Origin of the sequence: Pseudoalteromonas sp. RB2-MNA-CIBAN-0110 (assembly GCF_040309305.1) — a bacterium.
Taxonomy (GTDB): Bacteria; Pseudomonadota; Gammaproteobacteria; order Enterobacterales; family Alteromonadaceae; genus Pseudoalteromonas; species Pseudoalteromonas arctica.
The window spans coordinates 140,549-165,831 of sequence record NZ_JBEOOQ010000001.1; the positions used below are offsets into that span (position 1 = coordinate 140,549).

Here is a 25,283-nt window from a genome sequence, read left to right on the forward strand (position 1 = left end):
ACGTACACAATAATAGGGTAGCAAGCCAAGCAAATCATAATTAACGTTGTTAAAACTGCTTTTAACATCGTATTAGTTAACTAACTTTTCTATTTCGGTGACTATGTCTTGCACTGTGCGCACAAGTTTAAAGGCATCAGGCTCAATTTTTTTACCTGTGATTTCTCTTAATTTCACAACTAAGTCAACTGCATCAATACTGTCTAAATCAAGATCTTGGTACAGGTTAGCCTCTAAGCTAATATCTTCTGGGTCTATTTCAAATTCGTTTTCTAAAATGCCGTGTAATACATCATAAATTTCAGCAGCGGTTTTCATCTTTCTTCCTACTTTTATATATTAAGAACGTGCTTGTTCAATAAATTTTGCTAAAGAATTAACTGAGGCAAAGTGCGCTTTAGTTTGATCAGAGTTTGCATCTATTTTCACATCAAATTGCTTCTTTATCGCAAGTCCAAGCTCTAATGCATCTATGCTGTCTAGCCCTAGGCCATCTACAAATAAAGCGTCATCATCTTGAATGTCAGCAGTGGTCATGTCTTCAAGGTCAAGGCTTGAGATAATCAGTTGTTTTATTTGTTCTTTTAATTCGCTCATATATTTTTTAGCTCTTGTGTAAAATAATGTTGTAAATCTTTAGTCAATTGGCGTGATTGCATCGCAGGCATATCGCTGTCGTACGTTGCACAATTAAACTGCTGGCTCGCAAGCCCCATTGTAAAATGCGCCTGATATGGCGCGACCTTATACCAAGGTGTGCCTTTGGTTAAAGTGTTTGGCTTCATTTTAATTAAAAAAGTAGTAATGGGCGCATGACATCTAATTGCAATATTTGCAGCGCCTCGTTTAAACTTTAATGTTTTGTGAGGCTCTGTCCGTGTCCCTTCAGGAAATACAATTAAGTTATTACCCTTTTGCAAACTGCGCTCGCACTCTCGTAATAGCTCCTGCGGATCGTCATTACTTATATAGCCGGTGCTTTTAATAACGCCGCGCATAAAAGGATTTTTAAATAAATGTGCCTTTACTACGCAATCTGCATTTTTTACTACCGAAATTAAAACAACAACATCAATTAAAGAAGGATGGTTTGCTAATATCAGTTGCCCTTTTAAGCCTTCAATTTTTGCTTTATCGTTAATATGAAATCGAATAACGCCCGTTACATGCATTAAACTAACAAACAATTTGAAGCTGTAATGTACTGTTTTTCGAGCCTTAATCTTTTGTTTAACTGAGTCACTTTGAAATAGGCGCTGAGCAGGAAAAACAATAAAGGCTAATACTAAACCACCCATTCCAAAAACTGAAAAGCAAAATGCAGTAGCAATAATCCGCCAAATCAACCCACATAGCCTTTGTATATTTTTAAGCATGGTATGTAAGCTGCCAGTCGTGCTCAAGCGTGTTATGAACAAGTAATGTATTGCTTCGCTCATACAAAGCTTTAGCGCATTGAATACTCATTGGTAAGTCGCTTTTTTCCATGCCCGTATTAAATACTTTGTTTAAACTAAAATGGGGTTCGCCTTTTTGCGGCGCTCTTATTATTAAACCAATAGAGTGTGCTATTTGCTGTTCATCGGCGTACTGAGCGTAAATATCGGGGAGAGTCTCATCGGTATGAACTATTAACATGTGTTGCTGATCGTTATCAGCAAGTCTTACAAAGCCATCTACGAGTGCATAAATAAAGCTTTCGGCTCCTGCAGCAATAGCATTTGTAGCACTTGTATTACCCTGTATTATCCCAAAAAGTCCCGATGCGGCATTATGCACACTTAACCCAAAACCAGTGGGCGACAGTGGCTGATCATTTACTACATCAATAAGTAAGTTAGACGTTTTGTGAAAATCACCGTGGCGAGAAGAAAAAACACTCGGTAAATTAACATAGTTACCTTGAGTGCTTACTTGATGAGCACTAAAGAGTGCCATTTTAATAAAGGAAGTCATTCGGCGTCGCTGCATAGCAGGCACCCAACTAAGATTTAATACGGAGGAATCAAACCAATTACTCTCTTTTATTTGTCGCTGTTCGGGCTTTATCCATATAGCGAGTTCTTCAACAACAAATTTCACAGCTCTGCATATTTTATAAGATATAAGGGAAGGAATTTTACCGATTTTAGCAATAGAAGTAAATAATCATTAACAAAAAGCACTGAACTAACACTTTGTTCAGTGCTTGCTCATATTGCTAGGAAAGGAGGGCTATATCGTCCTGCTTTATACACTTAGCTGTGCCGCCAACAACATCGTTGTTATTTAACTCATTAATTAACACTTCGCCTTGGGCTTGCTGCTCATCACTAAGCGGTAAATACGGTAATCTAAATACTGGGTTTACTGCGCCAGTCATCATCAATGCGGTATTAATAGCAATCGGGTTTGGTTCACAGAACAACCAGTTCATCAATGGTTGTAACGACGCATTTAGCTCGCTACTTGGCGTATCCATTAACTGACGGAACAAACCAGGTATAAGGTTAGAAGTAACCGAAATAACACCGTGCGCTTTATGTGTGTGGCGCGCATCATGACTTTCGTCATCGTTACCCGACCAACATGCAATACCTTGTTGTTCATAATGGGCAATACGTTCATTACCGCCACACTCTTTTACACCAATAAAATATTCATGTTTAGCGAGTGGCTCAATAATATCAGGTGTTAGGTCTTGACCTGTTCGCCCTGCTACGTTGTAAATAAAGGCAGGTCCAATATCTAACACGCGTTTAAAGTGCTCTTTAACACCCGCAATAGACGTACGTCCGTAGTATGGATTAATTTGCAGTGCTGCATCCATACCGCTGGCAAAGCCATATTTAGTTGCTTTAATCGCTTCACGGGTGTTGTTACTACCGGTATTACCAACAATAACCAGTTTGTCACCATACTTGTTTGCACTGTGCGCTATAAGCATTAAATGCTCTTCCCAGTTCATTAACTGGCCTTCGCCTGTTGTGCCACCAACTACAATGCCGTCAACGCCTGCTGCAATTTGTATTTCTACGAGTTCATCGTACTTTGCTAGGTCTATTTCACCGTTTGCTAAGTATGGCGTTTTAATAGCTGTAATAAGGCTTGCTTGTTTAATTTGGTCTAGGGTGCGCATAAAAAATCATTATTTATAAAACTTGCGCTATTTGTAACATAATTGCCGGTACTTTTGGAGGTGTAAGCCCACATTTAATTATAAAATCTCTTGTGTTATTAAGTTTGGTAATACAAAATGAACAACTGTATATATGAACAGTATTTTATTTTTAACGATACCAGAGGCTTTATGCGTTTATCTGACTACTTAGCAACTCATTTTTATAACACCGATGAACTGTGCCAAGCATTAAATATAGATGCAGATACACTTTTAGCTTGGCAAGAGCGAAGTGTTTTCCCAAAACCAAGTTACTGTATTAAAAGTCAACTTAGCTGCAGCTCATATTCAGGTTTGTATGAATGCGAAGAGTATGACGACTATTACCCGCGCGGCTGTGTTAATTGGGGTCAAGGTCTTTTAAAACAAAAAATAGAATCATCAAGCCATGCTTTTAATTATTTTGCACAGCAATATACTGCAAGCCTAACTAAACTCGCTCAGCAAGGGTTTACGTTTAGCGAAGAGCTATTTGGCTGCGAAATAGACGAGCACTTGCAGCAAATTTGGCAACAGTTTTTATGCAGTAAGTACGGCGTGCTTACTCAAAATGGATTAATAGACGAAATAGTCTCGGTAGATATTGGCAGGCTATTAGTTGACGACATTACAGAACTGCGCAGTAAAGCGAGCTTAAACCAAGAAGAAAGAGCGCTACTGCACCCCGCCATGAAGCTTTTAAACAAAGCATTAGGGCATGGCGCCGATCATGAAAAACAACACACATTACGCACCCGCTATATAGATGCACTTATTTTAAAATACGACTTATCTATAAAATAGCTTTGCAATAGTTTGATTATTTATTATTTTAGGATTATTTTACGAAAAACAAGATCTGTTAACTTAATTGTTACGTAAAACATGATTTAAAGGCACTGACTCAATGACAATCAAAACAAAAATAAGTGTAATTTCTGCTGTAATCACTATCCTGTCTTTTAATACGCTAGCTAAAGCTAACCACGGAATAGTAAATGACGACATAATAAAAATACAGCGTGCAGCGCTTGCTAAAAACACTGCGAATAAAGGTTTTGGCCCACAATCTCCACGCAATATTGATAATTATAAAGGCAAAAACACCGTAGTTTTCTCTCATGCCCCAACTTCATCAAATATGAACTTATGTAATATACACTTTCATAAAAATGCTGAACATGCCGGTGGCGAGTTTAGTAAATATGCCGGAAATGGTAATGGAAAAGGCTTTAAAAGTGGCTACTTATATTCAGGCTCTTTAACTAAAAGTGAAAGTAAACCAGCAAAAATTGAAATTTGTCCGAGCGATCACGGCGCGCTTTTAGTTGGCGATACCATTGAGGTTCATAACGTTCATACGTCAGCAATTGTAAAACCAGGCCCTACCTTGGGTAGCTGTTTAAGCGATTCGATTAAAAATCCGCAACTACGTGTTGAAGCTCAAGTATATGTATTAGTAAACGATGCTAACGCACTTGATTTTGCTCAAATAAGCTCCGTGTCATCTGTTAATGGTTACTATCAAGCTATTGCTACACCTACAAATACGGGTAAATCGGTTGTTTATAGCGGTTCAACTACTGGTCCTAGTTACAACGAAGCAGGCTCTCCTTTTCAAGTAACATGGTCAGTTAAACCAAAAGTAGCAAAGGTTGATATAAACAGTGTTGGCAAATGGTGTGAAAGTAACACCTTTAACGAAGATCACGCTCACGGCGTACGAAATCTCGTAATAAATCCTGCACTACTCTCTAAAATCAAATAATTAAAATTTAGCCAAATAAAAACAACCCACTAATTAGTGGGTTGTTTTATTATGACCGTTAAAATGAGTACTTCGCTTAATGGGATAAAAATGTCACATTAAATGTATTTAAATCTTCATATGTAATACATGTTTGCTCATTGGTATTAAGCTCAACAACACCACAGTAAGAACCAGTTATAAACACTTGCCCTGCTTTTAAGTTAATTCCCTTTGCTGATAAGTAATTAACTGCCCAATAAAGTGGAAGCTGCGCAAGCTCTGCAGGATGCACACCCGCTAGGTTTAACTCCAGCTCAGTTTGCTTAACGTTAATATTTACAGTACTTGCGTTATACGCTTTGGCTTTATCTATTTGTGGGCCTAAATACACGCCTTGATTAGATAGGCCATCGGCCAGCTTTTCAATGTGCGTGTTTGGAGTGTCTTCATCAAACCTTTTTTGGATAAGCTCAAGTGCCAAGTGGGCGCTGGCAAATGCAGTATCCACGTCTTCATTTGTATAGGTCTTATTACTTGGTAAATCGCTTTGCAAAATAAATGCAATTTCTGGTTCAACAAGCGCTTTATTGTTTGTTGTATACAGTGGGCAATTTTCAGCTTGTTTTATAGGTGCATGTAAAAGAGGCGCTAATATAATTGAGCCATTATCTAAAGGCAGCATACACTTCCAGCCATATACCGTTTGATCATTTAAGTAAATCATCAACTTTTGTACTTCTATTGCATCGTCAGTCGAGTCTAGTACTAACTCTTTAGGAAAATTTGAACGTGCTGGGTTTTCTTCTCTTTGTGCTAATAAGTGAGTAGCAATTAGTTTTAGCTGTATTGAGTTGTTCACATAAATCTCTTTAAAATACGTTACTGGTTAAGCAGTAAATAGGAAGGGTTATATTATTAATGTATTAGCTTAGGCATTAGAACATCATGTTAAATGCCTATAATTAAAATTGTATTTAAAACAAAGCGTGGTAATTATTTAAGTATCAATAGATTTAAGCGAACGTAAAAATAGCCCTAAGCCGCCAAACGCTAAAATTATAATAACAATCAAATCAAACGACGTCATAGTTCGCATACTAAATCGCACACTCGATATAACGCCAAATATGAGTGCGGTTAACGAACCTAGAGATAGCACCCAGCCTAAAATATTTTTAGAATTGTAAAAAATCAGACCCACACCAAAAATAAATGGGATCATAACCATGCCGCCTGTAACGCCAAAGCCACCTAAAGCATTAACACTATAAATGCGAGAACTTAGTCCAAAATTAGAAGTCACCGAAATTGCGTTTAGCAGCATATAAAAGCCACCGCACATCATAATCAAACCAATAAAAAAATGCCCAATACCACCAGAGCTTCCACCCGCACCTTTCATTATTAATTATTCCTTTTATATTTTTAACTTAATCGTTTTAAATGGTAATTGCTCGGCTATTAACATTGACCGCAGTCTACATAATCAATCAGTGCACACGCGAAGACACTTATCGCGTAATTACATGCCAAATAACATAAAACCAAGATAAAAAACCGTGCAAAATTGCCCATAACACAGACTCATTAGCACTCCATGAAATAGCAATTGCTAGGGCTGTACCAAAAGAGACTCCATATTTTACTATTTCATTTCTTGAGTTTCTCATTAATTATATTCCTAATTTTTAACTTATTAGCTGCTTGATTTGCTTACTAAAACTGAAAGCTCTTTACCATCAATATTGATACTTGCTTCTTTGCCTAGTTCAACAACTAAAGAGGGTGCCATATGTTTTCCACCTAGCTTCAGGTCAGTTGCTAAACTAACAGTAGAATCATCAATTGGCGTTACTGTAAGAGCAAAACTATACGAATTATCAACTGAAATTGATGCCTCTTCATTTGAATTTACAACTAAATTAGTTGAGCCAATTAGGTTTTTATTATCATAAAATTTGGCATTCACTACAAAACTATCATTAGCTTGTGCAAATGAAGCAAAGCCTAACAACGCTACTATTGCGATTAATTTTTTCATTATTATTTCCATATAAATTGATACAGCTTAAAGCTATTAAAGCTTTATTGGCTGTGATTCTTCAGCTAGCAATTTACCAACTAATGATTAAAAAACTTATGTTTTAGCTCTGATGAAGTAACCAACACCCAGTGAACTAATATAGAACAACACTCCAAATACACTAATATCAATGAGTAGCTTTAGAATGTCAAAAGTATCTGTAAACACAAGATACTCAAAAGCAAATAAGTGAAATATAACTTTTGATCCGAAATACGCAGTTAATAAAGGGATTACAAAAATAAGAACAGATTGATTTGATTTATTAATTTCCATACCCAAGTCTCCATCATTGGTTTAATTAACTCAGCTGTAAAAATATAATACACAAAAAATATATAAATAGTTTGCTATTTTAAGCCTCATACTGAGTACCACTCGGGCTATTTACGGCTGACTAAAATGCCATATTATATTTCTATAATTTACACCAGAGAACTTTAATGTAAACAACAAATTAAATAGGCTATTTATCAGAGTGGGTTGTGATACCAAAACGACTTTTAATAGTGTTATGAACCTCTTTTGATTTCGACGCACTGTGCATTAACAAAAAAGAGTCCTAATAGGTTTCATTGGTATATTGGGGAAGTAGAGTATTTAGGCAGGTTGGAGTGTAAGAATAAAAGGTGATGTAAGTTAACAGCACCTATTTGAGTATTTACTTGGTTATATGTAATTTAGCTAAGTAGTTTAATACATACCATAATAGGCACTATAAAAAGAATTTAACCAATTGATTTATATACATCAATACTACTATTGGTTAAAAGCCCAGTAACTTGCGTACCAAACGCTTTAAAGTGTGGCTCGTTTTTATGCGCTTCAAAGTGCTCGTCAGACGCCCACTGTTCACTAACTACATAGTCGGTATGTTCATCATCACTTTTTACTGATAATTCATAACGTAAGCACCCTACTTCTTGGCGCGATGACTTTTGTAAGTTTTCAAGTGCTGTAAGCATTACATCTGCATCAATATTTTTGCACGACAGTGCAGCTATAACCGTTAACATGTGTATTCCTTTTTAAAAGTTAAGGTGTAGATAATCTACACCTTAAAATATTTAGTTTAACTTTGCATTTGGGGTACGTTTACTGATCCCACTGCGGCGCAAATTCTGGTGTTGCTTGGCGGTCGCCGCAATCAAGACCATCAATGCGGGCTATGTCTTCATCATCTAATTTAACGTGGTCGTTAAAGTTATCTTCTAAGTTTTTACGCTTAGTTGATGATGGAATTGTCGTCATGCCGTTGGCGTTAACCCATGCTAAAACAACTTGTGCTGGACTTGCATCGTGCTTTTTAGCAATGTCGATAATGGTTTGATCTTTTAGTACTTTACCTACTACAAATGGCATGTATGCTGTTACATGAATGTCGTGCTGAGCACAAAATGCGCGTAATTTAGTATTAGTTAAATATGGGTGCACCTCAACCTGATTGGTAAATATTTCACGCGAGTCAAGCGTTTGCATTGCTTCATTTAAGTTTGCAATGGTGAAGTTTGATACACCAATGTGCTTAGTTAAACCAAGCTGCTTCGCTTTCAGTAATTCAGTGAGGTATTCACTCATTGGCTCGTCGTTAGCAGGCGATGGCCAATGAATTAGCAGTAAGTCGACCGAATCAACTTGTAGCTTTTCAAGTGACTTTTTAACGCTTGGGATAAAGTCGCTTTTATTTAATTTGTTATTCCACACTTTGGTGGTTAAGAATATTTCACTGCGCGGAATATTACTATCTTTTATAGCTTGGCCTACTTGCTCTTCGTTGCCATAAATTTGTGCAGTATCAATATGGCGAAACCCAACTTCGAGTGCCATTTTTACTGAGTTATAGGCAGTGTCGCCCTCTAAGCGGAATGTTCCCATACCTAGTTCTGGCATTTCTATTACACGTTTTGTCATGGTTTATCCTTATAAAATAATCGGTTTGAAATACAAACTTCACTGAAGTTTTACGAAATACACCTTTTACTTCTTATTACGACTGTCACTTAAAAATCTATGACCTCATAACAGGTATGAGGTCATTAATTTTAGTTTCAAGGTTAACAGCTAAGGCTTTATGCTTGCTGAATTTCACGTTTATCAAGCATACCGCTGTAGCGTGTAACACCAAGTGCTAAAACAGAGATAACGGCGCCTATCCATGCTGTATCTTGCAGGGTCATGTTCTCTACTACGCTACCACCAATAATTGAGCCAAGTGCAATACCAATATTAAATGCGGCTATGTTTAAACCTGATGCAACATCTACCGCATTGGGCGTGTGCTTTTGTGCTTGCTTTACTACATAAAGTTGCAAGCCTGGCACATTACCAAAAGCAAATGCGCCCCAGACTAAAATAGTAAGTACAGCAGCAATTTTTGATTCCATCGTAAAAGTAAATATCAGTAAAATAATACTCAAAGCGCTGAATATAATGCTCAGTGCGCTAATTGGGCCGCGTTTGTCGGCCAACTTTCCACCCCAAATATTACCTATCGCTACCGATACACCGTAAACAAGCATTATTAAAGCAATAGCCGAAGGCGCAAAACCTGTTTGTTGCTCTAAAATAGGTGCTAAATAAGTAAACGCTGTAAACGTGCCGCCGTAGCCCAATATCGTCATTAAATATACGAGTAATAAACGCGGTTTCACAATTACTTGTAGTTGTTCTTTAAACGTGGCTGGTATTGATTGTTTTAAGTTTTTTGGCACTAAAATAGAGCTGCCGATTAATGCAATTAAACCTAATACCGACACAACTAAAAACGTTGCACGCCAACCAAAGTGTTGTCCAATCCATGTACCTAATGGCACACCGGTTACTAGTGCTACAGTAAGCCCGGTAAACATAATGGCAATTGCACTGGCTTCTTTGTCTTTGCTTACTAGACTTGTGGCAATCATCGATCCGATTGAAAAAAACACACCATGGGCAAGCCCCGTTAAAATGCGCGCAAGTATTAATGTTTCGTAACTTGGCGCTTGCCAAGCCAATAAGTTGCCCAATACAAACAAGCCCATTAAGCTTATTAAGACCACTTTACGATTCCAACGACCCGTTAAAGCTGTTAGCACCGGTGCACCAATAGCAACGCCAACCGCATATAAACTTACAAGCAAACCCGCTGAAGGTAGGCTTACGCCTAAGTCGTTTGCAATGGTGGGTACTAATCCCACTATTACAAACTCAGTTGTTCCTATTGCAAATGCGCTTAAGGTAAGCGCCCACAAAGCCAATGGCATAGTTATATCCTCATTAATATTTGAAAAATGTAGTTTGGCTAAAATATCGTTTGCAAAAAATAGCATTAGTGACAAAATACTTTTGTTAATAATGCAAAGATGGTGTTGGTATATTTATGGCTGTTCATTCAAAAACTGAAGATTTAGAAACATTTATAACGGTAGTAGATTGCGGAAGCTTTTCGGGGGCAGCTAATTTGCTCGATCAACAAGTGGCTAAAGTGTCGCGAGCTGTATCACGCCTTGAAAATACACTGCAATGCACTTTACTAAACAGGACAACACGCCGATTAGAACTTACCGAAGAGGGCCATACTTTTATAAAATATGCGCGCGAAGGGTTAAATACGCTTTATACCGGTGAAGAAGCCATAAAGCTTTTAAAACAAGCGCCAAGTGGCAAGCTGCGAATAGATGCTGCAAGCCCTTTTGTATTGCACCAACTTACGCCTTTAATTGGCGAATTTGCTAAGCAATACCCTCACATAACGCTTGATATAACCTCACACGACAGCATTATTGATTTACTTGAACATAAAACCGATTTAGCCATACGCATTGGTGATTTAAAAGACTCAAATTTACATGCTCGTAAACTCGGCAGCAGTCAGTTACGTATTGTAGCCAGCCCAGAATATATAAAAAACAACGCAGCAATTACACAAATAGATGACTTACAAAACCATAAGTTAATTGGTTTTAGTGACTCCCCTAAATTAAACACTTGGCCGTTAGTAAAGCCCGCTTTATTTACGTTTTCGCTTAGCGCAAGCAGCGGCGAAACAGTGCGCCAGCTGTGCATTGCAAACCAAGGTGTGGCGTTACTTTCTCACTTTATGATTGGCAATGACTTAAAAACAGGTAAATTAGTTGAAGTGTTACCCAGTGCAGTTAGCTCTCCTAATAACCGAGAGGTTGTACAAGCCGTGTATTATAAAAACAGTGCGGTATCGTCTCGAATTGTGGCTTTTTTAGACTTTATAAAGCCACGACTAAGCTTATAACTATATTAAAAAGCAAGTTAAATTATGCTTGGTTATTAAAAAGCAAACCTGAATTTTTATTATCTGAAGATGATGAAAACATTGAATCCATTAAAGTAGATACATTTTTTCGCACTGTTAATTGTATCGACGATAGCTCACTATCGAGTTGCTTTTTAAGTTCGCTTAGCTCTTCTACCGCTTCCCCTGTGGGCGTATCAGAACTATTGGTCATTTCTCTTATTTTACTCTGTAAATCTTTAATTGACTCGATCGCTTTGTTCATTTGAACTGCTGAATTGTCACTCGAATTTTCTGTTTCGCTGCTAATGATAGACTTTGCGTCTTCAGTAGCTGCAGTAGAGCTCGTAGTTTTTTCGGCGTCTTTATTTAAAGAAGAGTCTGCTTTAGCCTCTGGACTTTTACTAGGATCATCCGTTTTTACAGTGTTTTTATTTAAATTACTTAGATTCGAATAGCTATTGTCATTGTATAACTGTGAAGAAAGAGTTCCAAAATTCATTTTTGCCTCATGTGTCTAAAAATTGACGACTTTATTTTTATAATTAGAAGCAATTATCATTCCAAATATGGTAACAAATTGACCATCCTTATTTTAAACGGGAACAGGACTTATAAGTCGCCACGGGGTATTATTTTGCTTAATTTAAAATGCGAGGAAAGCTATACTTTTAAAATACGCCTGCGAAAGGCTAAATATTTTATGCACAGATGAAAACGCCATAAAGCTTTAAAACAAGCGCCAAATGGTAAGCAGCTAATAGATTCGGCAAACCCTTTTGTATTGCATCAACTTACGCCTTTAATTGGTGAATTCGCTAAGTAATACCCTCACATAACGCTTGATATAACCTCATACGGCAGTACTATTAATTTACTCGAGCATAAAACAGACTTAGCCATACGTATTGGTGATTTATAAGATTCGAACTTACATGCTCGTAAACTTGGCCGTTATTAAAACTCATTTCATTTACGTTTTCGCTTAGCGCAAGCAGCGGCGAAACAGTGCGGTATCATCGCGAATTGTGGCTTTTTTAGATTTCATAAAGCTTAGGCTTAGTTTATAAGCTCTGTATATTAATATTGATATGCTTATTAAATGTTTTAACCGATTTTTTGACGCTTTTTAATAATCAAAAAGTATAAATAATAAAAGTAGTAATTAAAGGTATTAATTAAAATGGATTCTTTAACGCAGGTAGCATTAGGTAGTGCTGTAGGTTATGCGGTATTAGGCAATAAAATAGGTCGAAAAGCCGTTTTATGGGGAGCAATTTTAGGCACGCTCCCTGATTTAGATGTATTTTTGCCATATGGCGGATCTGTAGAAGCATTTACTTATCACCGTGGCTTTAGCCATTCGTTATTAATACATTTATTAATTAGCCCGCTCATTGTATGGCTAATATTAAAAGTACACGCGGGAATGCAAATTTATAAAGTGCGCTGGTTTTGGCTAGTATTTTTAAGTTTATCTACACATGCCCTATTAGACAGCCTAACGGTATACGGTACACAACTACTCTGGCCTTTTACTGAGTACCCCTTTGCGGTTTCTAGTGTGTTTATTATTGACCCCGCTTACACGCTTCCTTTATTAATTGGCGTAATATGTACGCTAATACCCAAAATAAAAGCAGCAATGGCTTATCGTATAAATGCAGCAGCCTTAGTTTTAAGTAGTCTATATTTATTTTGCGCTTTAATTTTAAAAGTAAATATTGATGACAAAGTAAAAACGGCTCTCAACAACAGGCAAATACCAGTCAATGCGTATGTTAGTACGCCTGCTCCGCTAACTACTTTGCTGTGGCGTATTGTTGTGATGTCTGACGGACAATACTACGAAGGTTATGCATCAGTATTTGACGCGCCCAGCGATGTTACATTAACGGCTTATCAAACAACGCCTTCACTGTTAAATAATATTAGCGATGAATGGGCTATAAAACGCTTGCAGTGGTTTACTAAAGGGTTTTATTCGGTGCGCCAACAGCAAAGCAATATTGTACTTTCTGATTTACGTATGGGCATGGAGTGCAACTATGTGTTTAATTTTGTAGTGGGTCAAAAAAATGATTCAGAAGTGAGCATTGGTAACTTTGAAAAAATAAGTCAAGGACCAAACTTAAACAATCTTCATAAAATATGGAACAGGGTTTGGCAACCAAATGTGTCTTTAGCATCACCCGCGGCAAAAAATGACTGCAATAGCGAATAACGGCATATTATAAGGTTCATACTAGCATGAGGAAGTTAAGTGAAGTTCAAGCAGCAATTAAACTAAATAGTTCACTAAAGTGATTGCTGCTTTTTTTGCTGATACATTGCAACATCAGCATCTTGAATCATATCCTCAACTGATTTACCTGTATCGTGTTTAAAGTGTGTTACTCCTACACTGTAATCAATTTTGTATGGCTTGTTTAAGGTATTATTAGCATGCGCTATTGCATCCGCAAACCTTTGTAAAACAAACTCTGCTTTTGTCTCGTCTGAGTCGCTTAACATCGCAACAAATTCATCTCCGCCAAGTCGACCTATGACTTCACAATCACGAAATGAACTAAGCATAATTTGTGCAAATTTATTTAATACAAAATCGCCTTCGTGGTGTCCATAAATATCATTAATTTGTTTAAACTTATTGAGATCAAACAATATAAACGACATTGATACTTTGTTTCGCCTACATACATTTAGCGTATGTTCGGCAAGGTTTAAAAAGCCACGTCGATTAGAGATTCTTGTTAACTCATCAATTGTGGCTAGTTGAATTGATTGAATTTCTCGCTCGACTAACGTGCCTAAATCTCTTAGTAATTGTTTTTCTTCATCATTGAGTTGTCTAGGTTTATTATCGGCAAGGCACAAAGTGCCTATAATGACTCCTTCCCTTAATTTTAAAGGAAAGCCTGCATAAAAGCGTACTTTAGGATCGCCTGTAACAAAGGGGTTATCAAAAAACCTTTCGTCTTGAGCTGTATCTGGGATTATTAATAACTCGTCTTGATTTATGGTGTGGCCACAAAATGAGGTTTCGCGAGGAAGCTCAGGCGCATCGAGCCCCTGTCTTGATTTAAACCACTGGCGGTCTTCGTCAATCAAAGTAACCAATGAAATAGAAACATTAAACATACGCTTGGCAATACGAGTAACACGATCAAAGCGCTCTTCATGAGACGTATCTAGAATTTTTAATGCTCTAAGCGCGTGTAATCGCTCAGCTTCGTTATTTGGAATCTCAGGTTTAATCATTAAAGCTCTATTAATTTTAAATGTTTTATAAATTACGAAACTGGAGCGAATATTTTCGAGTATATAATCCGATAAACTTATTTAAACTATAAACAGTCTGCCTATTCAAACTAGAACATTACCTAAAAATAGCAATAAATAAATATTTATAAATATCAGTAAGTCGTGCCTAAATAAAGATAAGATTCAATCCGCAAAAAATTATGATTTAAACAGGCGGGAGTAGTAGTTGATACAACATAGCTACTCTTTAATGAAAAAGTAGTGGCTATTTAGTTTTATTTAAATAACCACTGGATTTGGCATACTTACAAAAATAAACACTTTAATTTTGGTGCTCATATTGTCCACGGTAAACTTCAAATACTTTTAAAACAGTATGTTGCTCTTTAGTTAGGTTATCAAACCAATCATCAAACAGCTCATCATCTTCTTGCTCGCTTAGTGCCATATACCTTGCTAGTAACTCTACAATATCATTGTGGTTGCAGGTTAAAGGATTTACTTGTTGCGCCAAGGTACTGTGGTCGCGCTCTCTTAGGGTTTCCATCACCCCTTGATCAATTTGTTCTTGTTGTTGTGTTGCGTCACTCATACATAACCTCTGTAATAACTTTATAACCGTATTTGTTAACGTTTTAACTCTTAAATATAGTTATAACAGCCTAAACGCCAATAGCCAGCATTTTTGATTCAAGTGCTTATTTTTTGATTTATTTGCGCAAATAGCCAGCAATTACGGCCTTTTTGAGGAACATTTAAATAATTTGCAATGGGAGAATAAATACGTTAAATTAAAATGATATACTATCACATATCATTTATTGAGGCGTATTATGAAACCAAATATTCATCCTGATTACCACGTGGTTGCTTTTCACGATACCGCTGCCGATTCTTACTTTATTATTGGCTCAACCATAAAAACGAGCCGCACAGTAGAAATAGACGGTAATACATATCCATACGTACCTATTGATGTATCAAGTGACTCGCACCCATTTTATACAGGCAAGCAAAAAACAACCGCTACAGATGGCCGCGTTGCGCAGTTTAATCGTCGTTTTAAAAGTTTATCGACTGTTAAAAAGGAAAAGGTATGAAAGTATTAAGCTCTCTTAAAAGTGCTAAGCAACGTCCGGGGTGTCAAATTGTAAAACGCAAAGGCCGCGTATTTGTAATTTGTAAAAACAACCCACGCTTTAAAGCAGTACAAGGAATGAAAAAGAAATAAGTTAAACGGGGATGCTCAACATATAATTAGGTAGCTTGCTTAAGCTACCTAATTTAGGGGGGACTATTTTACCACTACTGAAAACTCTGGCACTGCCTGAATTACTTTTTTTACCGTACAGGTATTAACGGCTGCAATAAGCGCCTTTTTATATTTATCAGGGAAACCTTCTGGTAAGTTAATCTCAATTGAAAATAGCTTTTTACCGTTGTCATCTACATTTTCGTTATTTTGAGTAAGCGTCATACCTTGCGTTGAAATATCACGCTGCTCGCAAAACTTACGCGCATAAAAACCTGCACATAAAACCATACTTACTAAAAAATAATCAAACGGTTCTGGATACTCTGCATTGCCACCAGCGTTTACGCTTTGATCGCTTATTACTTCTAGGTCGCCAAATTTAGCGCTTTGCTTTTGGCCTTCTAACATTGAAACTGAAATTTCCATTGTGTTTCCTTATATTTATTGCTGCAGATACCTTAACGCAATTAGCTTAAAAGTAGCTACTAAAGATACATATAGTCTAGGTTTATGAACCGAACAGTAATTCAAAGAACCCTGGAGGCTCGTGTAACTCATGATATTTTTTACGTAAATTATCTATATTTTTCAGTGGTTCTTTTGCCGCACTTAGCCCCTGCTCGTTTGCTGCTTTTTTTGCAAGTTCAGCTTGAGCAATCACTTTATCAAGGCCCTGCAATGACTGCTCAGGTTTTTTGTAAAACTTACCTGTTTTACTCACTTTAACCAGCTTTATAAATTCATCAATCGCAGTATTAAATTCACTAAGTTGAGTTGCCTGCACCGCTTGTTTATATGCAAGGCCCGTGTTTTTCATATTTACTTCAAGATCGACTTCTTGCTGCGCAAAAGACATTGAACTAAACGCAAAGGTAAAAATAATAACTAAATACTTCATGGTCAAACCTATTAATTAAAAACACCTAAATTGTATCAAGTTTACGTAGCAAAGTAACTTTACGAGCTGTTATGAGCACTTTGAGCTGTAAAGGGGGTTTACAAATTAATCATTTTAAAGCCGCAATAGTGAAAAATATTCAAATAACGATTTTTTTGAATAAAAAACACCTAATAAAAATCACTTTAAAAGAGTAATAACACACATAACCTTTACAAATAAGTACATATAACACTCGCTGGCAACTTCATATAAATAAAAATTTATATATGAATAATTATAAACTGCAAAAAATTGACTTAAAAAACAACTGAAAATTTAACAAATAAAAACCAATGTTAATAACTAAAGTACATAAGAAAAACTAAATGTAAAAACACCTCAGTAAATCATTTAAAGGGCCTTTGTAATTAATACCAAAAAACACAATAAAAGTTCTTCAGGTTATTTCAAGTTGCTTATTTTACAGTGAGTTAGCTGCTTTTAATAAAATAATCAGCATGCAATAATCGCCGCCCTCATAAAAAAGTTATAGGGCTTTATCCAAATACAAACTGTATTTGGATAAAACTACATTGTATTTAATTACTATAAAATGTTCTCTGGGAATCAAATGAAACGTCATAATTTACTTTCTACTAGCATTAAATGTGCATTAATTACTGCTGCTGCAACAGCAAGTAATTCTGTGCTTGCACAAGATGAGCAAGCAACAAAAATTGAACGTGTTGAAGTAACGGGTTCACGTATTTTACGTGAAGGTGCTATTGCGCCTGCACCGGTTACAGTTATCAGTGGCGAGCAGCTAATGAACACTGGCGCTGTAAACATTGGTGAAGCGCTAAATAACTTACCTGCACTTGGCAATACATATTCTATGGCTAACTCAGGCCGCTTTATTGGTACTGCGGGTTTAAATATTCTTGATTTACGTAACATGGGTACAGATCGTACTTTGGTACTTGTAAATGGCAAGCGTCATGTATCAAGCTCTGCAGGTTCTCAATCTGTAGATACCAACACTATTCCAAGTGTATGGGTTGAACGTGTAGAGATAATTACTGGTGGTGCATCTGCTGTATACGGTGCTGATGCGGTAACAGGTGTTGTTAACTTTATATTAAAAGACAACATTGAAGGCATGGACTTTAGCGTTACACGTGGTTTTGCCGATTTAAGCAGCTACAACAACGAAAAAGTGACGTTCTCATACGGCTCTAACTTTGATAACGATCGTGGTAATGCAGCTTTTGCTATTGAATACTCAGGCCAGGATTCATTAAACGCGCTTGATCACCCTTGGACTAGCACTTCGTTTAGTAGTTTACGTAATCAAGCCCAAACAGATGCAAACAAAGATAGCGCAGCTTTCCCTGATAAAATCTTAACACCTAATGCTGGTTATTACGCTATTAATAACGCCGGTGTTTATGCACTTGAAGATGGATATACTAATAGCTTTAACGCCGACAGCAGCGCTCGCGACTTATACATAGGTGATAATGTAGATGGCTTGTCGTGTGCAAACTGTGATTCGTTTAACCTTGGTCAATTTGAAGAGATTCAACCTGAGTTTGAGCGCTACAACGTAAACTTTAAAGTTAACTACGATGTTACCGACGACTTAAACATTTACTTTGATGCAAAATACGTAAACAGCCAAGGCGAAAGCATAGGTCAACCTGCGTTTTTCTTCTTTGACGATGAAAACAGCATCAAAATCGACAACCCTTACCTAGACCCAGCCATTAAAGCACGTATGGAAGAGGAAGGTGTTGATTCGATCATGGTTAACCGCATGATGACCGACCTTGGCCGCCGCATTGAAAACAATACGCGTGAAACAACGCGCTTTGTTACCGGCTTAAAAGGTACTGTATTTGAAGATTGGGAATTAGATACATCAGTTGTTTATGGCCAAACTGATCTAGAGCGTGAAAACGGCGCTAACATGATTGTAGCCAACTACTTTAATGCACTTGATGCAGTTGAAGATACAAATGGTAACGTAGTATGTCGTAGTGCTGCAGCCCAAGCTGATGGCTGTGTTCCTGTAAATATTATGGGGTTTGGTTCGCCATCTCAACAAGCCATTGATTACATTAATACGGTATCTGTTGGCACATCAACTATTAAGCAAACAGTTATTTCTGGCTCACTTGCTAATGGCGCTATTTTTGAATTACCAGCGGGCTATGTAGGTGTTGCATTTGGTGCTGAGTACCGTAAAGAAGAAAGCGAAACAAAAGAGCCAGATAATGCAGCAGGTACTTTCTTTAACGCACTGGGCGAAGATAAGGGCTCGTTTAATGTTCGCGAAGTATTCTTTGAAGCGACGATGCCAATTTTAACTGATTTGCCGCTGATTCAAGATTTAGTGTTTGATACTGCAGTACGTCATGCTGACTACAGTACGATTGGCGAAGCAACTAGCTGGAAACTTGGCCTTGATTGGACTGTAAATGATGAGCTACGTGTACGTGTAACTCAATCTGCAGCACTTCGTGCTCCAAACATTAGTGAAGTATTTGGTGCAGCAAGCCAAACTTTCTACAATGTAGACGACCCGTGTCGCGCTGAAAACTTAGGTGACTTATCAAACGGTGCAACACGTACTGCAAACTGTGCCGCATTAGGCGTAGCGAGTGACTTTAACTCAGATTACGATTCAGCGTCATTAGATGGTTTAAGCAGTGGTAACCGCGATGTAAAAGGCGAAGAGTCAACAAGTACAACTGTAGGCATTGTTTACCAACCAGAGTTTTTAGAAAACGCGCTACTTACTATTGATTACTGGGAAATTGAACTTGAAGATGCAATTGACACAATTAACGCGCAAGACATTCTTGATCGCTGTGTAGATAGCGCAACAGGTATAAACAATCAGTACTGTAACTTAATTACACGTAATGCTAATGGTGAAATTACTTTAATTCAAAACTCTGTATTAAATGTTGCTGGCCAAAAAGCATCAGGGATAGATTTTGAACTAGGTTACGATTTTGACGCGTTTGAAGGTAGCTTTAAAACACGCTTAATTGGTACTTACTTAATTGAACGTAAAGATTACCCGTTCCAAGACGACCCTAGTAACTACATTGAATACGCAGGTACTACAGGTGAAGCTAAGTGGCAAACTAACTTATCTGTAAGTTATGTTATGGACAACTTTTTCTCAACAGTTGAAACACGCTTTTTAAGTGAAGTCGATTTATACACAAATGTTGAACTTGAAAACAACCCAAATCCAAGTAATCAAATGTCTTACGGTAAATACTTTATTACCGATATGACTGTTGGTTATAACTTCGATAGCGGTTTAGGCGTTAAAGTAGGTGTTGATAACGTATTTAACCGTAAACTTCCGTACGGTTCACGTGGTACAAGCGCGGGTAGCGCAAGTTACGATAACATTGGCCGCTTTGGCTACATTAACTTAAGCTACAGCTTATAATTAATAAAATAATTTATTAGGGCGTGTTGATCATTGGTGGGTGAATTTGCAGCAGTATGTTTGGTTTTTAGGCAAAGCAGAGCCTATGTAGTGTGGTTATTCCCCATAAATAGGCGATAACGCAGCATAAATACCAAACATGCGCTGCCCGAAGGGTTCTTTCTAGGGACTATTAACTCTTTGTTGCTCGGTTTTTACTTAGCCCACTAGGTTACAAACCTCGCGTCGCGATTTAATCGCCCCTAGATTGAACAAATTTCAATCCACAAAGATCAACACGCCCTAGTTAAAACAAAGGCTCGCAGTGCGAGCCTTTTTTATACACTTTATTTAATATTACTCAGCCACACGCTTTGGTATGGTTCTAGCTCTATCGTTAATTGGCTTTCTTCAATCGTTTTATCTGCCACCAAATCAAACCACTTTTGGGTGTTAATTAAGTTTAAGTCGGCCAATGTGAGTGTTTGTGGTTTATCGCTAATGTTATAAACACAAAATATGCTTTGGCGCCTGTCAATGCTTTGTCTCCAAAAACCAAATAATCCCCCCGCTAAATGCAGCGTAAACTGTGTAGCATTTGGGTGAAAGGCACTTTGCTTTTTGCGTACTGCCAATAAGCTTTTTATGCCGTTAAACACTTTATGATGATGACTATACTTTTCACCAATCGCCGCCAATAGCTTTGACTCTTGCCAACGATGGCGGTTTATAGCGCGATTATGCTGTGAATTTTCAAATCGGTCATAGTCGTTAGTTGTACCCAACAAACTATGAATATAAAGCCCTGGGATACCTTCAAGCGCAAACATAATTGCGTGAGCACACATAAATCGCTCAAGGCCAAACTTATCGGGGCCATTGTGCGTCCCTTGCAGTGCATCAAATAAAGCAATATTTAGCTCGTACGGTGTATGTGTGCCATCGTTACTTGTACGCATAGATACACGACCACCAAACTGCATGGTTGTACTTACTAGTGATGCCACTTCGCTAGTTTGTAGTAAACCTTCAATTGGTCTGAGCCCTACTCCATCGTGCGAGGCTATAAAGTTAAAGTATGCCGTACCATTTTGCGCAGGCGGCATACTCATCATCCAGTGTTTAATTGCGGTGCTATCGCCACTAAGCAATGTGTGTAGCAACAATGGCGGCAATGCAAAGTTATAAATACTGTGCGCTTCGTTGGCGTTACCAAAGTACGATAGGTTTTCTTGGTTTGGAATATTGGTTTCGGTAATTATAACTACGCTGGGCTCTGCGTGCTCAATAAGTGTTCGCATGAGCCTTACGGCTTCATGTGTTTGCGGCAAGTTAATGCAACTTGTATTAAGCTGTTTCCACAAAAATGCAACCGCATCGAGTCTAAATAAACGTACGCCATTGTCTAAATAATGCCTAATTATTCCCACAAATTCTTTAAGTACATCGGGATTGCCAAAGTCAAAATCAACCTGATCGTGACTAAACGTACACCATACGTGCTTTTCGCCGCTTGGCGTTGTTACAGTATTTAATAACGATGACGTACGCGGGCGTACAACTTGGCTTAAATCATCCGTTAAGCTGGCCGTTTTAAAGTAGTCTTTACCAGGGTGTAAATCGTTTAAAAAGTTCTCAAACCATACGCTTCTGCTTGAGCAATGGTTAATAACTAAATCTGCCATTAACTTTACGTCTTTAGCGATGTTTTGAATATCTCCCCAATCACCTAACGATTCATTCACTTGCACGTAGTTCATTACGGCAAAGCCTTCATCTGAGCTATACGGGTAAAATGGCAATATATGCAGCGCATTTAACTGCATATCACATTGCTCTTTTATAAACCGGTGTAGTGTTTTAAGCGGTGCCTCCATTGGGCTCGATACAGCAAATTCACTATCATCGTGTTTAATAATAGAGTCGCCATAAGCAATCAATACTATATCTTGTTCATCCCATCGGTTTGTATGGGGTGTCGGGTCGCGCAGTGCATTGCTACCTAATATAATTTTAATGAGTTGCTGAGCAAGCTCAGTAACCGATAAAGGCAGCTCAACACCCTCATAAATAATATGAAGATGTTGCTCTACTCGTTGTAAAAATAATTCGCTAACTGTGCTCACATGCGCCCCTAATATTTATTGTTTAGACTTATAGGCTAGTTTACCTGCACGCAGGTTAACTATATTCTTCGTTATCTAGCTCTACGGCTTCTTTTAAGCGCTCAAGTACATCTGGCATTGCTGATACAACACGGTTCCAACTTGGCACAAATGGCGCTTCCATTGGGTTTTCTAAAAAGTGTTGCCCTGCTTCCATAATATTTTGTGCAAACATTTCTACTGCTTTTTCTTCTTGGTGTACATCAAGCGTTAGCCCGTTCATTAACGCATCGTTGTGATAGGTTTCAATAAAATCTAGCCCGATACGGTAGTAAGTCGCTTTTAATGAACGAATTGTTTCGCTGGTAAAAGTAACACCTTGTGTTGCCAGCTTTCTAAACAATGCCTTAGTAATATCAATCGACATTTTAGACAAGCCTGCGCTTTGGTCATCAAGTGAAAGTTCTTGGTGCTTATGATCGTAATTATCTGCAATATCTACTTGGCATAAGCGGTTATGGGAGTAATTACGATACATTTCACTCAGTACGCCTATTTCAAGGCCCCAGTCACTTGGAATGCGAATATCGTTTAAAACATCGCGTCTAAACGAAAACTCACCTGCAAGTGGGTATCTAAATGAGTCCATATATTCAAGGTAGTCGGTATTGCCTAAAATTGTTTTAAACGAGCGAAGCAGTGGCGTTACTAATAAGCGCGATACACGGCCATTAATTTTGCCATTAGCAGTACGCGGGTAAAATCCTTTACAAAATTCATAGTTAAAACGCGGATGCGCAACGGGGTAAATTAAGCGAGCAAGTAAGCTTCTGTCGTAGGTTAAAATATCGCAATCATGCAGCGCGATAGATTCCACTTCCGCTGTTGCTAATTTATAGCCCATGCAGTACCACACGTTACGGCCTTTACCCAGCTCACGCGGTGCAACGCCTAGCTCTTGTAATTCTTTATCAAGTGCTTGTAAGCGTGGGCCGTCGTTCCATAATACTTTATGGTTTTGGTTTAGCTCTTTAAAAAAACCAAGTGCATGGCGGTACTGTGCTTCGTCGGCTCTATCTAAACCTATGGTAATTTGCGATAAATACGGTACTTCGCGTAATTCGCTAACTATATTTTGCAGTGCAGGGCCTTCGAGTTCACTAAATAACGAAGGAAGTATTAATCCCATTGGGCGCTGCTTGCTAAAAGTAAGTAGCTCTTTTTCTAGATCTTCTATTGGTCTGTCGGCAATATTATGTAATGTTGTAATAATGCCATTTTGATAAAAATCAGCCATGAGATGTTTGCTCCTCAGAAATACTTAAAATACTGCTAATGCACGGCAACGATGTTATTTCTTCAATCCAGCCCAGCGGTGCTGGCGATTGAGAGTATCGTGCTTTGTTGTGCGACAATTTAACCGGTTTTTTACTCGCCGGATTAGCGATAATAATGGCGATATTTGCATGCTCTAACATTTGCTTATCGTTATCGCTATCACCCAATGCAATGACCGTGAGAGGCTTTCTGAAATGATGAGTAAACTGTTTAACTAACCACTGCTGTCCAGCGCTTTTATCGGTATTTTTGGCAATATGAATGAAGCGCCCGCCAATTTTTATATCGTAACCGAGTGCTTCAACATCGTTTACAAAGGCTGTGAGTAATTCGTCATTGCCATACCAATAAAGAGGGTCTGAATAATCGCGGGTTTGTGCGCGTCTTGCTTGCGCATCATCGAGGCCAGTAAGTTCTGATATTTGCTCACTCGATAAGTCACTAAACAATTTGTAATGTGCTTTGTAATCTGCCTTTAAAGTATTTAGATCATCTAATAAACTCGATAGCGGCTTTGCCATTGCGTAGCACCAGTAAGCGCCTATTTTTTTGCAACCAATAGGCTTAAGTTCAAAATAATCTTCTGGAATAAATACCGCTGCACCGTTTTCAACAATAAAAGGCTGTTGAATATTTAAATCGTTTTTAAGCTCTATAACTTCGCAAAAAGTTTTGCTGGTATTAAACACCACAGGAATATGCGCATTTTGCAGCTGCTGTAATAACTCACTGATATTATTTGTATTGTAATCGGCGTGATCGAGTAATGTACCGTCCAAATCTGTAAAAATAATGGGTTGAAGTGTGTCATCACTTGTTAGGTGCATACCGCTAATATCTCGGTTGCTATCAAGTTCAATTAAAGCATTTGCTTTAGCGCTCAGTGTGTTTAAGTTCTCACGCGTAATGCGCTCAAAATGAGAAATAAAATACACCAATTGCTCGTTAGTCATGGTGCCTGAGCCTTCACCTTTTTTGGCTATTAGCTTTTGTTCTTGCTCTTGTCGCCATGTAAAAACATCACTAAAACTCGGTGCTTTTAGCATAACGGTATAATCAATTAGGTTAAAAACGGCTTTATATTCGTTTGCCAAACAGCTGTTTACACAGCGGCGCCAAACGCCTTCTTTATCAAATTGTTGCTCTAACTCGTTAAGCGGCTCACTCAATGAAAACAACGGTTGTGGCTCACTGCCCACACACCACCCTTCTAAAATAACAATATCAACTGGCTTTTCGTTTGTTAGCCAATCACTTGCTGGCACGCAGTCGTCTTCGTGTTTATTAAAACGTGGAAGCGGTACGTTTACCTCTCCTGCCAGTAAGTTAGTTATTGTGCTATTCATTAACGCTACATCGTGAGTACCCGGTACTCCGCGAGTAGTAAAAAGAGGATGTACGTCTTTGGCAAGTTCACTACGTGCTTGTTTTGCTAAATAAAAGTCATCAATCGACAATGCAACACTGTTAAGTGGTGTGTTTTTAGAAAACCAGGTAACTAAAAAATCAGCGAGTGTTGTTTTTCCTGAGCCTTGGCATCCATTTATGGCAACAAAAATAGGAGTATTTGTTTTTTTAGATTCGAGGATGTCATGCGCGAGTGGAACAAAATATTGCTCACTCAAATATTGATACTTTAAAGGCAGTTGGTGTTTTGCTAAAAACGGGGTTATATCCACAATATTGGCCTCTGACATAGTAACTCCTTTGCATACAATGCGTTCTGGAAGTTAAATGCAGATACTAGACCATTATTATTTTTGTATATTTAT

At 37.9% G+C, this 25,283-nt stretch carries 27 protein-coding genes and 1 pseudogene; 8 read left to right on the forward strand and 20 right to left on the reverse strand.

Annotated elements, in window-relative coordinates:
• Positions 1–72: 72 nt before the first annotated feature.
• The 5 genes from AAEY68_RS00600 to dapA form a co-directional block, all read right to left on the reverse strand.
• Entirely contained in the window at positions 73–318 is a 246-nt protein-coding gene (locus AAEY68_RS00600) for an acyl carrier protein (RefSeq protein WP_002958648.1), read from the reverse strand.
• Between the two features lie 21 nt (positions 319–339).
• Entirely contained in the window at positions 340–597 is a 258-nt protein-coding gene (locus AAEY68_RS00605) for a phosphopantetheine-binding protein (RefSeq protein ID WP_007580830.1), read from the reverse strand.
• Positions 594–1,376, reverse strand: a complete 783-nt coding sequence (locus AAEY68_RS00610; RefSeq protein ID WP_024593026.1) for a lysophospholipid acyltransferase family protein — start codon at positions 1,374–1,376, stop codon at positions 594–596. The genes AAEY68_RS00605 and AAEY68_RS00610 overlap by 4 nt, the downstream gene beginning before the upstream one ends.
• The gene (locus AAEY68_RS00615) at positions 1,369–2,082 is read right to left on the reverse strand and encodes a beta-ketoacyl synthase chain length factor (RefSeq protein WP_173585785.1); all 714 of its coding nucleotides are present in this window, start codon (positions 2,080–2,082) and stop codon (positions 1,369–1,371) included. The genes AAEY68_RS00610 and AAEY68_RS00615 overlap by 8 nt, the downstream gene beginning before the upstream one ends.
• A 118-nt stretch (positions 2,083–2,200) precedes the next feature.
• Positions 2,201–3,118 carry a 4-hydroxy-tetrahydrodipicolinate synthase gene (dapA, locus tag AAEY68_RS00620; protein ID WP_024593027.1) on the reverse strand — a complete coding sequence of 306 codons (918 nt, stop codon included), beginning with the start codon at positions 3,116–3,118 and terminating at the stop codon, positions 2,201–2,203.
• A 171-nt stretch (positions 3,119–3,289) separates the two neighbouring features.
• On the opposite strand from dapA, the gene AAEY68_RS00625 reads away from it, so the two are divergent.
• Both AAEY68_RS00625 and AAEY68_RS00630 read left to right on the forward strand, forming a co-directional pair.
• A complete protein-coding gene (locus AAEY68_RS00625; RefSeq protein ID WP_024591738.1) occupies positions 3,290–3,943 on the forward strand; it encodes a DUF6058 family natural product biosynthesis protein in 654 nt (217 codons plus the stop codon).
• 103 nt (positions 3,944–4,046) lie between these two features.
• Positions 4,047–4,907, forward strand: coding sequence for a delta-class carbonic anhydrase (locus AAEY68_RS00630; protein WP_081707857.1), 861 nt, complete (start codon positions 4,047–4,049; stop codon positions 4,905–4,907).
• A gap of 76 nt (positions 4,908–4,983) precedes the next feature.
• Here AAEY68_RS00630 and AAEY68_RS00635 read toward each other — a convergent pair whose 3' ends face one another.
• The 7 genes from AAEY68_RS00635 to AAEY68_RS00665 form a co-directional block, all read right to left on the reverse strand.
• Complete coding sequence (locus tag AAEY68_RS00635) at positions 4,984–5,748, reverse strand: 2-keto-4-pentenoate hydratase (protein WP_024593029.1); 765 nt, start codon at positions 5,746–5,748, stop codon at positions 4,984–4,986.
• Positions 5,749–5,886: 138 nt separating this feature from the next.
• Positions 5,887–6,291: a hypothetical protein gene (locus AAEY68_RS00640; RefSeq protein ID WP_002958658.1), complete on the reverse strand. Its 405-nt coding sequence runs from the start codon at positions 6,289–6,291 to the stop codon at positions 5,887–5,889.
• Positions 6,292–6,400: 109 nt separating this feature from the next.
• Positions 6,401–6,559, reverse strand: coding sequence for a hypothetical protein (locus tag AAEY68_RS00645; protein ID WP_007378675.1), 159 nt, complete (start codon positions 6,557–6,559; stop codon positions 6,401–6,403).
• 26 nt (positions 6,560–6,585) lie between these two features.
• Entirely contained in the window at positions 6,586–6,930 is a 345-nt protein-coding gene (locus tag AAEY68_RS00650) for a hypothetical protein (protein WP_024593030.1), read from the reverse strand.
• Between the two features lie 770 nt (positions 6,931–7,700).
• Positions 7,701–7,988 (reverse strand): putative quinol monooxygenase, encoded by a 288-nt coding sequence (locus tag AAEY68_RS00655; RefSeq protein ID WP_002958660.1) that lies wholly within the window; start codon positions 7,986–7,988, stop codon positions 7,701–7,703.
• A gap of 79 nt (positions 7,989–8,067) precedes the next feature.
• Positions 8,068–8,883, reverse strand: coding sequence for a 2,5-didehydrogluconate reductase DkgB (dkgB, locus tag AAEY68_RS00660; protein WP_024593032.1), 816 nt, complete (start codon positions 8,881–8,883; stop codon positions 8,068–8,070).
• A 158-nt stretch (positions 8,884–9,041) separates the two neighbouring features.
• Positions 9,042–10,214 (reverse strand): MFS transporter, encoded by a 1,173-nt coding sequence (locus AAEY68_RS00665; RefSeq protein WP_024593033.1) that lies wholly within the window; start codon positions 10,212–10,214, stop codon positions 9,042–9,044.
• 116 nt (positions 10,215–10,330) lie between these two features.
• Here AAEY68_RS00665 and AAEY68_RS00670 point away from each other — a divergent pair, with 116 nt between their 5' ends.
• Positions 10,331–11,218, forward strand: coding sequence for a LysR family transcriptional regulator (locus AAEY68_RS00670; RefSeq protein ID WP_222714732.1), 888 nt, complete (start codon positions 10,331–10,333; stop codon positions 11,216–11,218).
• A gap of 22 nt (positions 11,219–11,240) precedes the next feature.
• On the opposite strand, the gene AAEY68_RS00675 is transcribed toward AAEY68_RS00670, so the two are convergent.
• Positions 11,241–11,720: a hypothetical protein gene (locus AAEY68_RS00675; protein WP_024593035.1), complete on the reverse strand. Its 480-nt coding sequence runs from the start codon at positions 11,718–11,720 to the stop codon at positions 11,241–11,243.
• Between the two features lie 169 nt (positions 11,721–11,889).
• Between AAEY68_RS00675 and AAEY68_RS00680 the strand changes: the two are divergent.
• Positions 11,890–12,137: pseudogene (locus AAEY68_RS00680) on the forward strand (LysR family transcriptional regulator); the annotation flags it as partial.
• A 264-nt stretch (positions 12,138–12,401) separates the two neighbouring features.
• On the forward strand, positions 12,402–13,442 hold the full coding sequence (locus AAEY68_RS00685; protein ID WP_024593036.1) for a metal-dependent hydrolase: 1,041 nt from the start codon (positions 12,402–12,404) through the stop codon (positions 13,440–13,442).
• A gap of 74 nt (positions 13,443–13,516) precedes the next feature.
• Here the strand turns inward: AAEY68_RS00685 and AAEY68_RS00690 are convergent, their stop codons facing one another.
• Complete coding sequence (locus AAEY68_RS00690) at positions 13,517–14,479, reverse strand: sensor domain-containing diguanylate cyclase (protein ID WP_024593037.1); 963 nt, start codon at positions 14,477–14,479, stop codon at positions 13,517–13,519.
• 325 nt (positions 14,480–14,804) lie between these two features.
• Positions 14,805–15,074, reverse strand: coding sequence for a hypothetical protein (locus AAEY68_RS00695; protein WP_007580861.1), 270 nt, complete (start codon positions 15,072–15,074; stop codon positions 14,805–14,807).
• Between the two features lie 241 nt (positions 15,075–15,315).
• On the opposite strand from AAEY68_RS00695, the gene AAEY68_RS00700 reads away from it, so the two are divergent.
• Positions 15,316–15,582 (forward strand): type B 50S ribosomal protein L31, encoded by a 267-nt coding sequence (locus tag AAEY68_RS00700; protein ID WP_007580864.1) that lies wholly within the window; start codon positions 15,316–15,318, stop codon positions 15,580–15,582.
• Positions 15,579–15,713, forward strand: coding sequence for a type B 50S ribosomal protein L36 (gene ykgO, locus AAEY68_RS00705; protein WP_002958669.1), 135 nt, complete (start codon positions 15,579–15,581; stop codon positions 15,711–15,713). The genes AAEY68_RS00700 and ykgO overlap by 4 nt, the downstream gene beginning before the upstream one ends.
• A gap of 63 nt (positions 15,714–15,776) precedes the next feature.
• On the opposite strand, the gene AAEY68_RS00710 is transcribed toward ykgO, so the two are convergent.
• Both AAEY68_RS00710 and AAEY68_RS00715 read right to left on the reverse strand, forming a co-directional pair.
• Positions 15,777–16,163 carry an OsmC family protein gene (locus AAEY68_RS00710; protein WP_024591728.1) on the reverse strand — a complete coding sequence of 129 codons (387 nt, stop codon included), beginning with the start codon at positions 16,161–16,163 and terminating at the stop codon, positions 15,777–15,779.
• A gap of 82 nt (positions 16,164–16,245) precedes the next feature.
• Positions 16,246–16,635: a cytochrome b562 gene (locus AAEY68_RS00715; protein ID WP_007580869.1), complete on the reverse strand. Its 390-nt coding sequence runs from the start codon at positions 16,633–16,635 to the stop codon at positions 16,246–16,248.
• A gap of 613 nt (positions 16,636–17,248) precedes the next feature.
• On the opposite strand from AAEY68_RS00715, the gene AAEY68_RS00720 reads away from it, so the two are divergent.
• Positions 17,249–20,089, forward strand: a complete 2,841-nt coding sequence (locus AAEY68_RS00720; RefSeq protein ID WP_350585337.1) for a TonB-dependent receptor domain-containing protein — start codon at positions 17,249–17,251, stop codon at positions 20,087–20,089.
• Positions 20,090–20,415: 326 nt separating this feature from the next.
• Here AAEY68_RS00720 and AAEY68_RS00725 read toward each other — a convergent pair whose 3' ends face one another.
• The 3 genes from AAEY68_RS00725 to AAEY68_RS00735 are packed head-to-tail and all read right to left on the reverse strand — an operon-like array spanning position 20,416 to position 25,208.
• The gene (locus AAEY68_RS00725) at positions 20,416–22,194 is read right to left on the reverse strand and encodes a sugar phosphorylase (RefSeq protein ID WP_350585338.1); all 1,779 of its coding nucleotides are present in this window, start codon (positions 22,192–22,194) and stop codon (positions 20,416–20,418) included.
• A gap of 55 nt (positions 22,195–22,249) precedes the next feature.
• Positions 22,250–23,470 carry a glycosyltransferase family protein gene (locus AAEY68_RS00730; protein WP_002958673.1) on the reverse strand — a complete coding sequence of 407 codons (1,221 nt, stop codon included), beginning with the start codon at positions 23,468–23,470 and terminating at the stop codon, positions 22,250–22,252.
• Positions 23,463–25,208, reverse strand: coding sequence for an HAD-IIB family hydrolase (locus tag AAEY68_RS00735; protein WP_350585339.1), 1,746 nt, complete (start codon positions 25,206–25,208; stop codon positions 23,463–23,465). Before AAEY68_RS00735 ends, AAEY68_RS00730 begins: the two co-directional genes overlap by 8 nt.
• Between the last annotated feature and the right edge of the window lie 75 nt (positions 25,209–25,283).

Coding starts and splice junctions, on each gene's coding strand:
- AAEY68_RS00675 (WP_024593035.1), bottom strand. CDS start 11,720: ATGAATTTTGGAACTCTTTCTTCACAGTTATACAATGACAATAGCTAT.
- AAEY68_RS00650 (WP_024593030.1), bottom strand. CDS start 6,930: ATGAAAAAATTAATCGCAATAGTAGCGTTGTTAGGCTTTGCTTCATTT.
- AAEY68_RS00640 (WP_002958658.1), bottom strand. CDS start 6,291: ATGAAAGGTGCGGGTGGAAGCTCTGGTGGTATTGGGCATTTTTTTATT.
- AAEY68_RS00685 (WP_024593036.1), top strand. CDS start 12,402: ATGGATTCTTTAACGCAGGTAGCATTAGGTAGTGCTGTAGGTTATGCG.
- AAEY68_RS00610 (WP_024593026.1), bottom strand. CDS start 1,376: ATGCTTAAAAATATACAAAGGCTATGTGGGTTGATTTGGCGGATTATT.
- AAEY68_RS00730 (WP_002958673.1), bottom strand. CDS start 23,470: ATGGCTGATTTTTATCAAAATGGCATTATTACAACATTACATAATATT.
- dapA (WP_024593027.1), bottom strand. CDS start 3,118: ATGCGCACCCTAGACCAAATTAAACAAGCAAGCCTTATTACAGCTATT.
- AAEY68_RS00695 (WP_007580861.1), bottom strand. CDS start 15,074: ATGAGTGACGCAACACAACAACAAGAACAAATTGATCAAGGGGTGATG.
- AAEY68_RS00715 (WP_007580869.1), bottom strand. CDS start 16,635: ATGAAGTATTTAGTTATTATTTTTACCTTTGCGTTTAGTTCAATGTCT.
- AAEY68_RS00670 (WP_222714732.1), top strand. CDS start 10,331: ATGGCTGTTCATTCAAAAACTGAAGATTTAGAAACATTTATAACGGTA.
- AAEY68_RS00645 (WP_007378675.1), bottom strand. CDS start 6,559: ATGAGAAACTCAAGAAATGAAATAGTAAAATATGGAGTCTCTTTTGGT.
- ykgO (WP_002958669.1), top strand. CDS start 15,579: ATGAAAGTATTAAGCTCTCTTAAAAGTGCTAAGCAACGTCCGGGGTGT.
- AAEY68_RS00690 (WP_024593037.1), bottom strand. CDS start 14,479: ATGATTAAACCTGAGATTCCAAATAACGAAGCTGAGCGATTACACGCG.
- AAEY68_RS00655 (WP_002958660.1), bottom strand. CDS start 7,988: ATGTTAACGGTTATAGCTGCACTGTCGTGCAAAAATATTGATGCAGAT.
- AAEY68_RS00605 (WP_007580830.1), bottom strand. CDS start 597: ATGAGCGAATTAAAAGAACAAATAAAACAACTGATTATCTCAAGCCTT.
- AAEY68_RS00710 (WP_024591728.1), bottom strand. CDS start 16,163: ATGGAAATTTCAGTTTCAATGTTAGAAGGCCAAAAGCAAAGCGCTAAA.
- AAEY68_RS00735 (WP_350585339.1), bottom strand. CDS start 25,208: ATGTCAGAGGCCAATATTGTGGATATAACCCCGTTTTTAGCAAAACAC.
- AAEY68_RS00665 (WP_024593033.1), bottom strand. CDS start 10,214: ATGCCATTGGCTTTGTGGGCGCTTACCTTAAGCGCATTTGCAATAGGA.
- AAEY68_RS00720 (WP_350585337.1), top strand. CDS start 17,249: ATGAAACGTCATAATTTACTTTCTACTAGCATTAAATGTGCATTAATT.
- AAEY68_RS00625 (WP_024591738.1), top strand. CDS start 3,290: ATGCGTTTATCTGACTACTTAGCAACTCATTTTTATAACACCGATGAA.
- AAEY68_RS00600 (WP_002958648.1), bottom strand. CDS start 318: ATGAAAACCGCTGCTGAAATTTATGATGTATTACACGGCATTTTAGAA.
- dkgB (WP_024593032.1), bottom strand. CDS start 8,883: ATGACAAAACGTGTAATAGAAATGCCAGAACTAGGTATGGGAACATTC.
- AAEY68_RS00630 (WP_081707857.1), top strand. CDS start 4,047: ATGACAATCAAAACAAAAATAAGTGTAATTTCTGCTGTAATCACTATC.
- AAEY68_RS00700 (WP_007580864.1), top strand. CDS start 15,316: ATGAAACCAAATATTCATCCTGATTACCACGTGGTTGCTTTTCACGAT.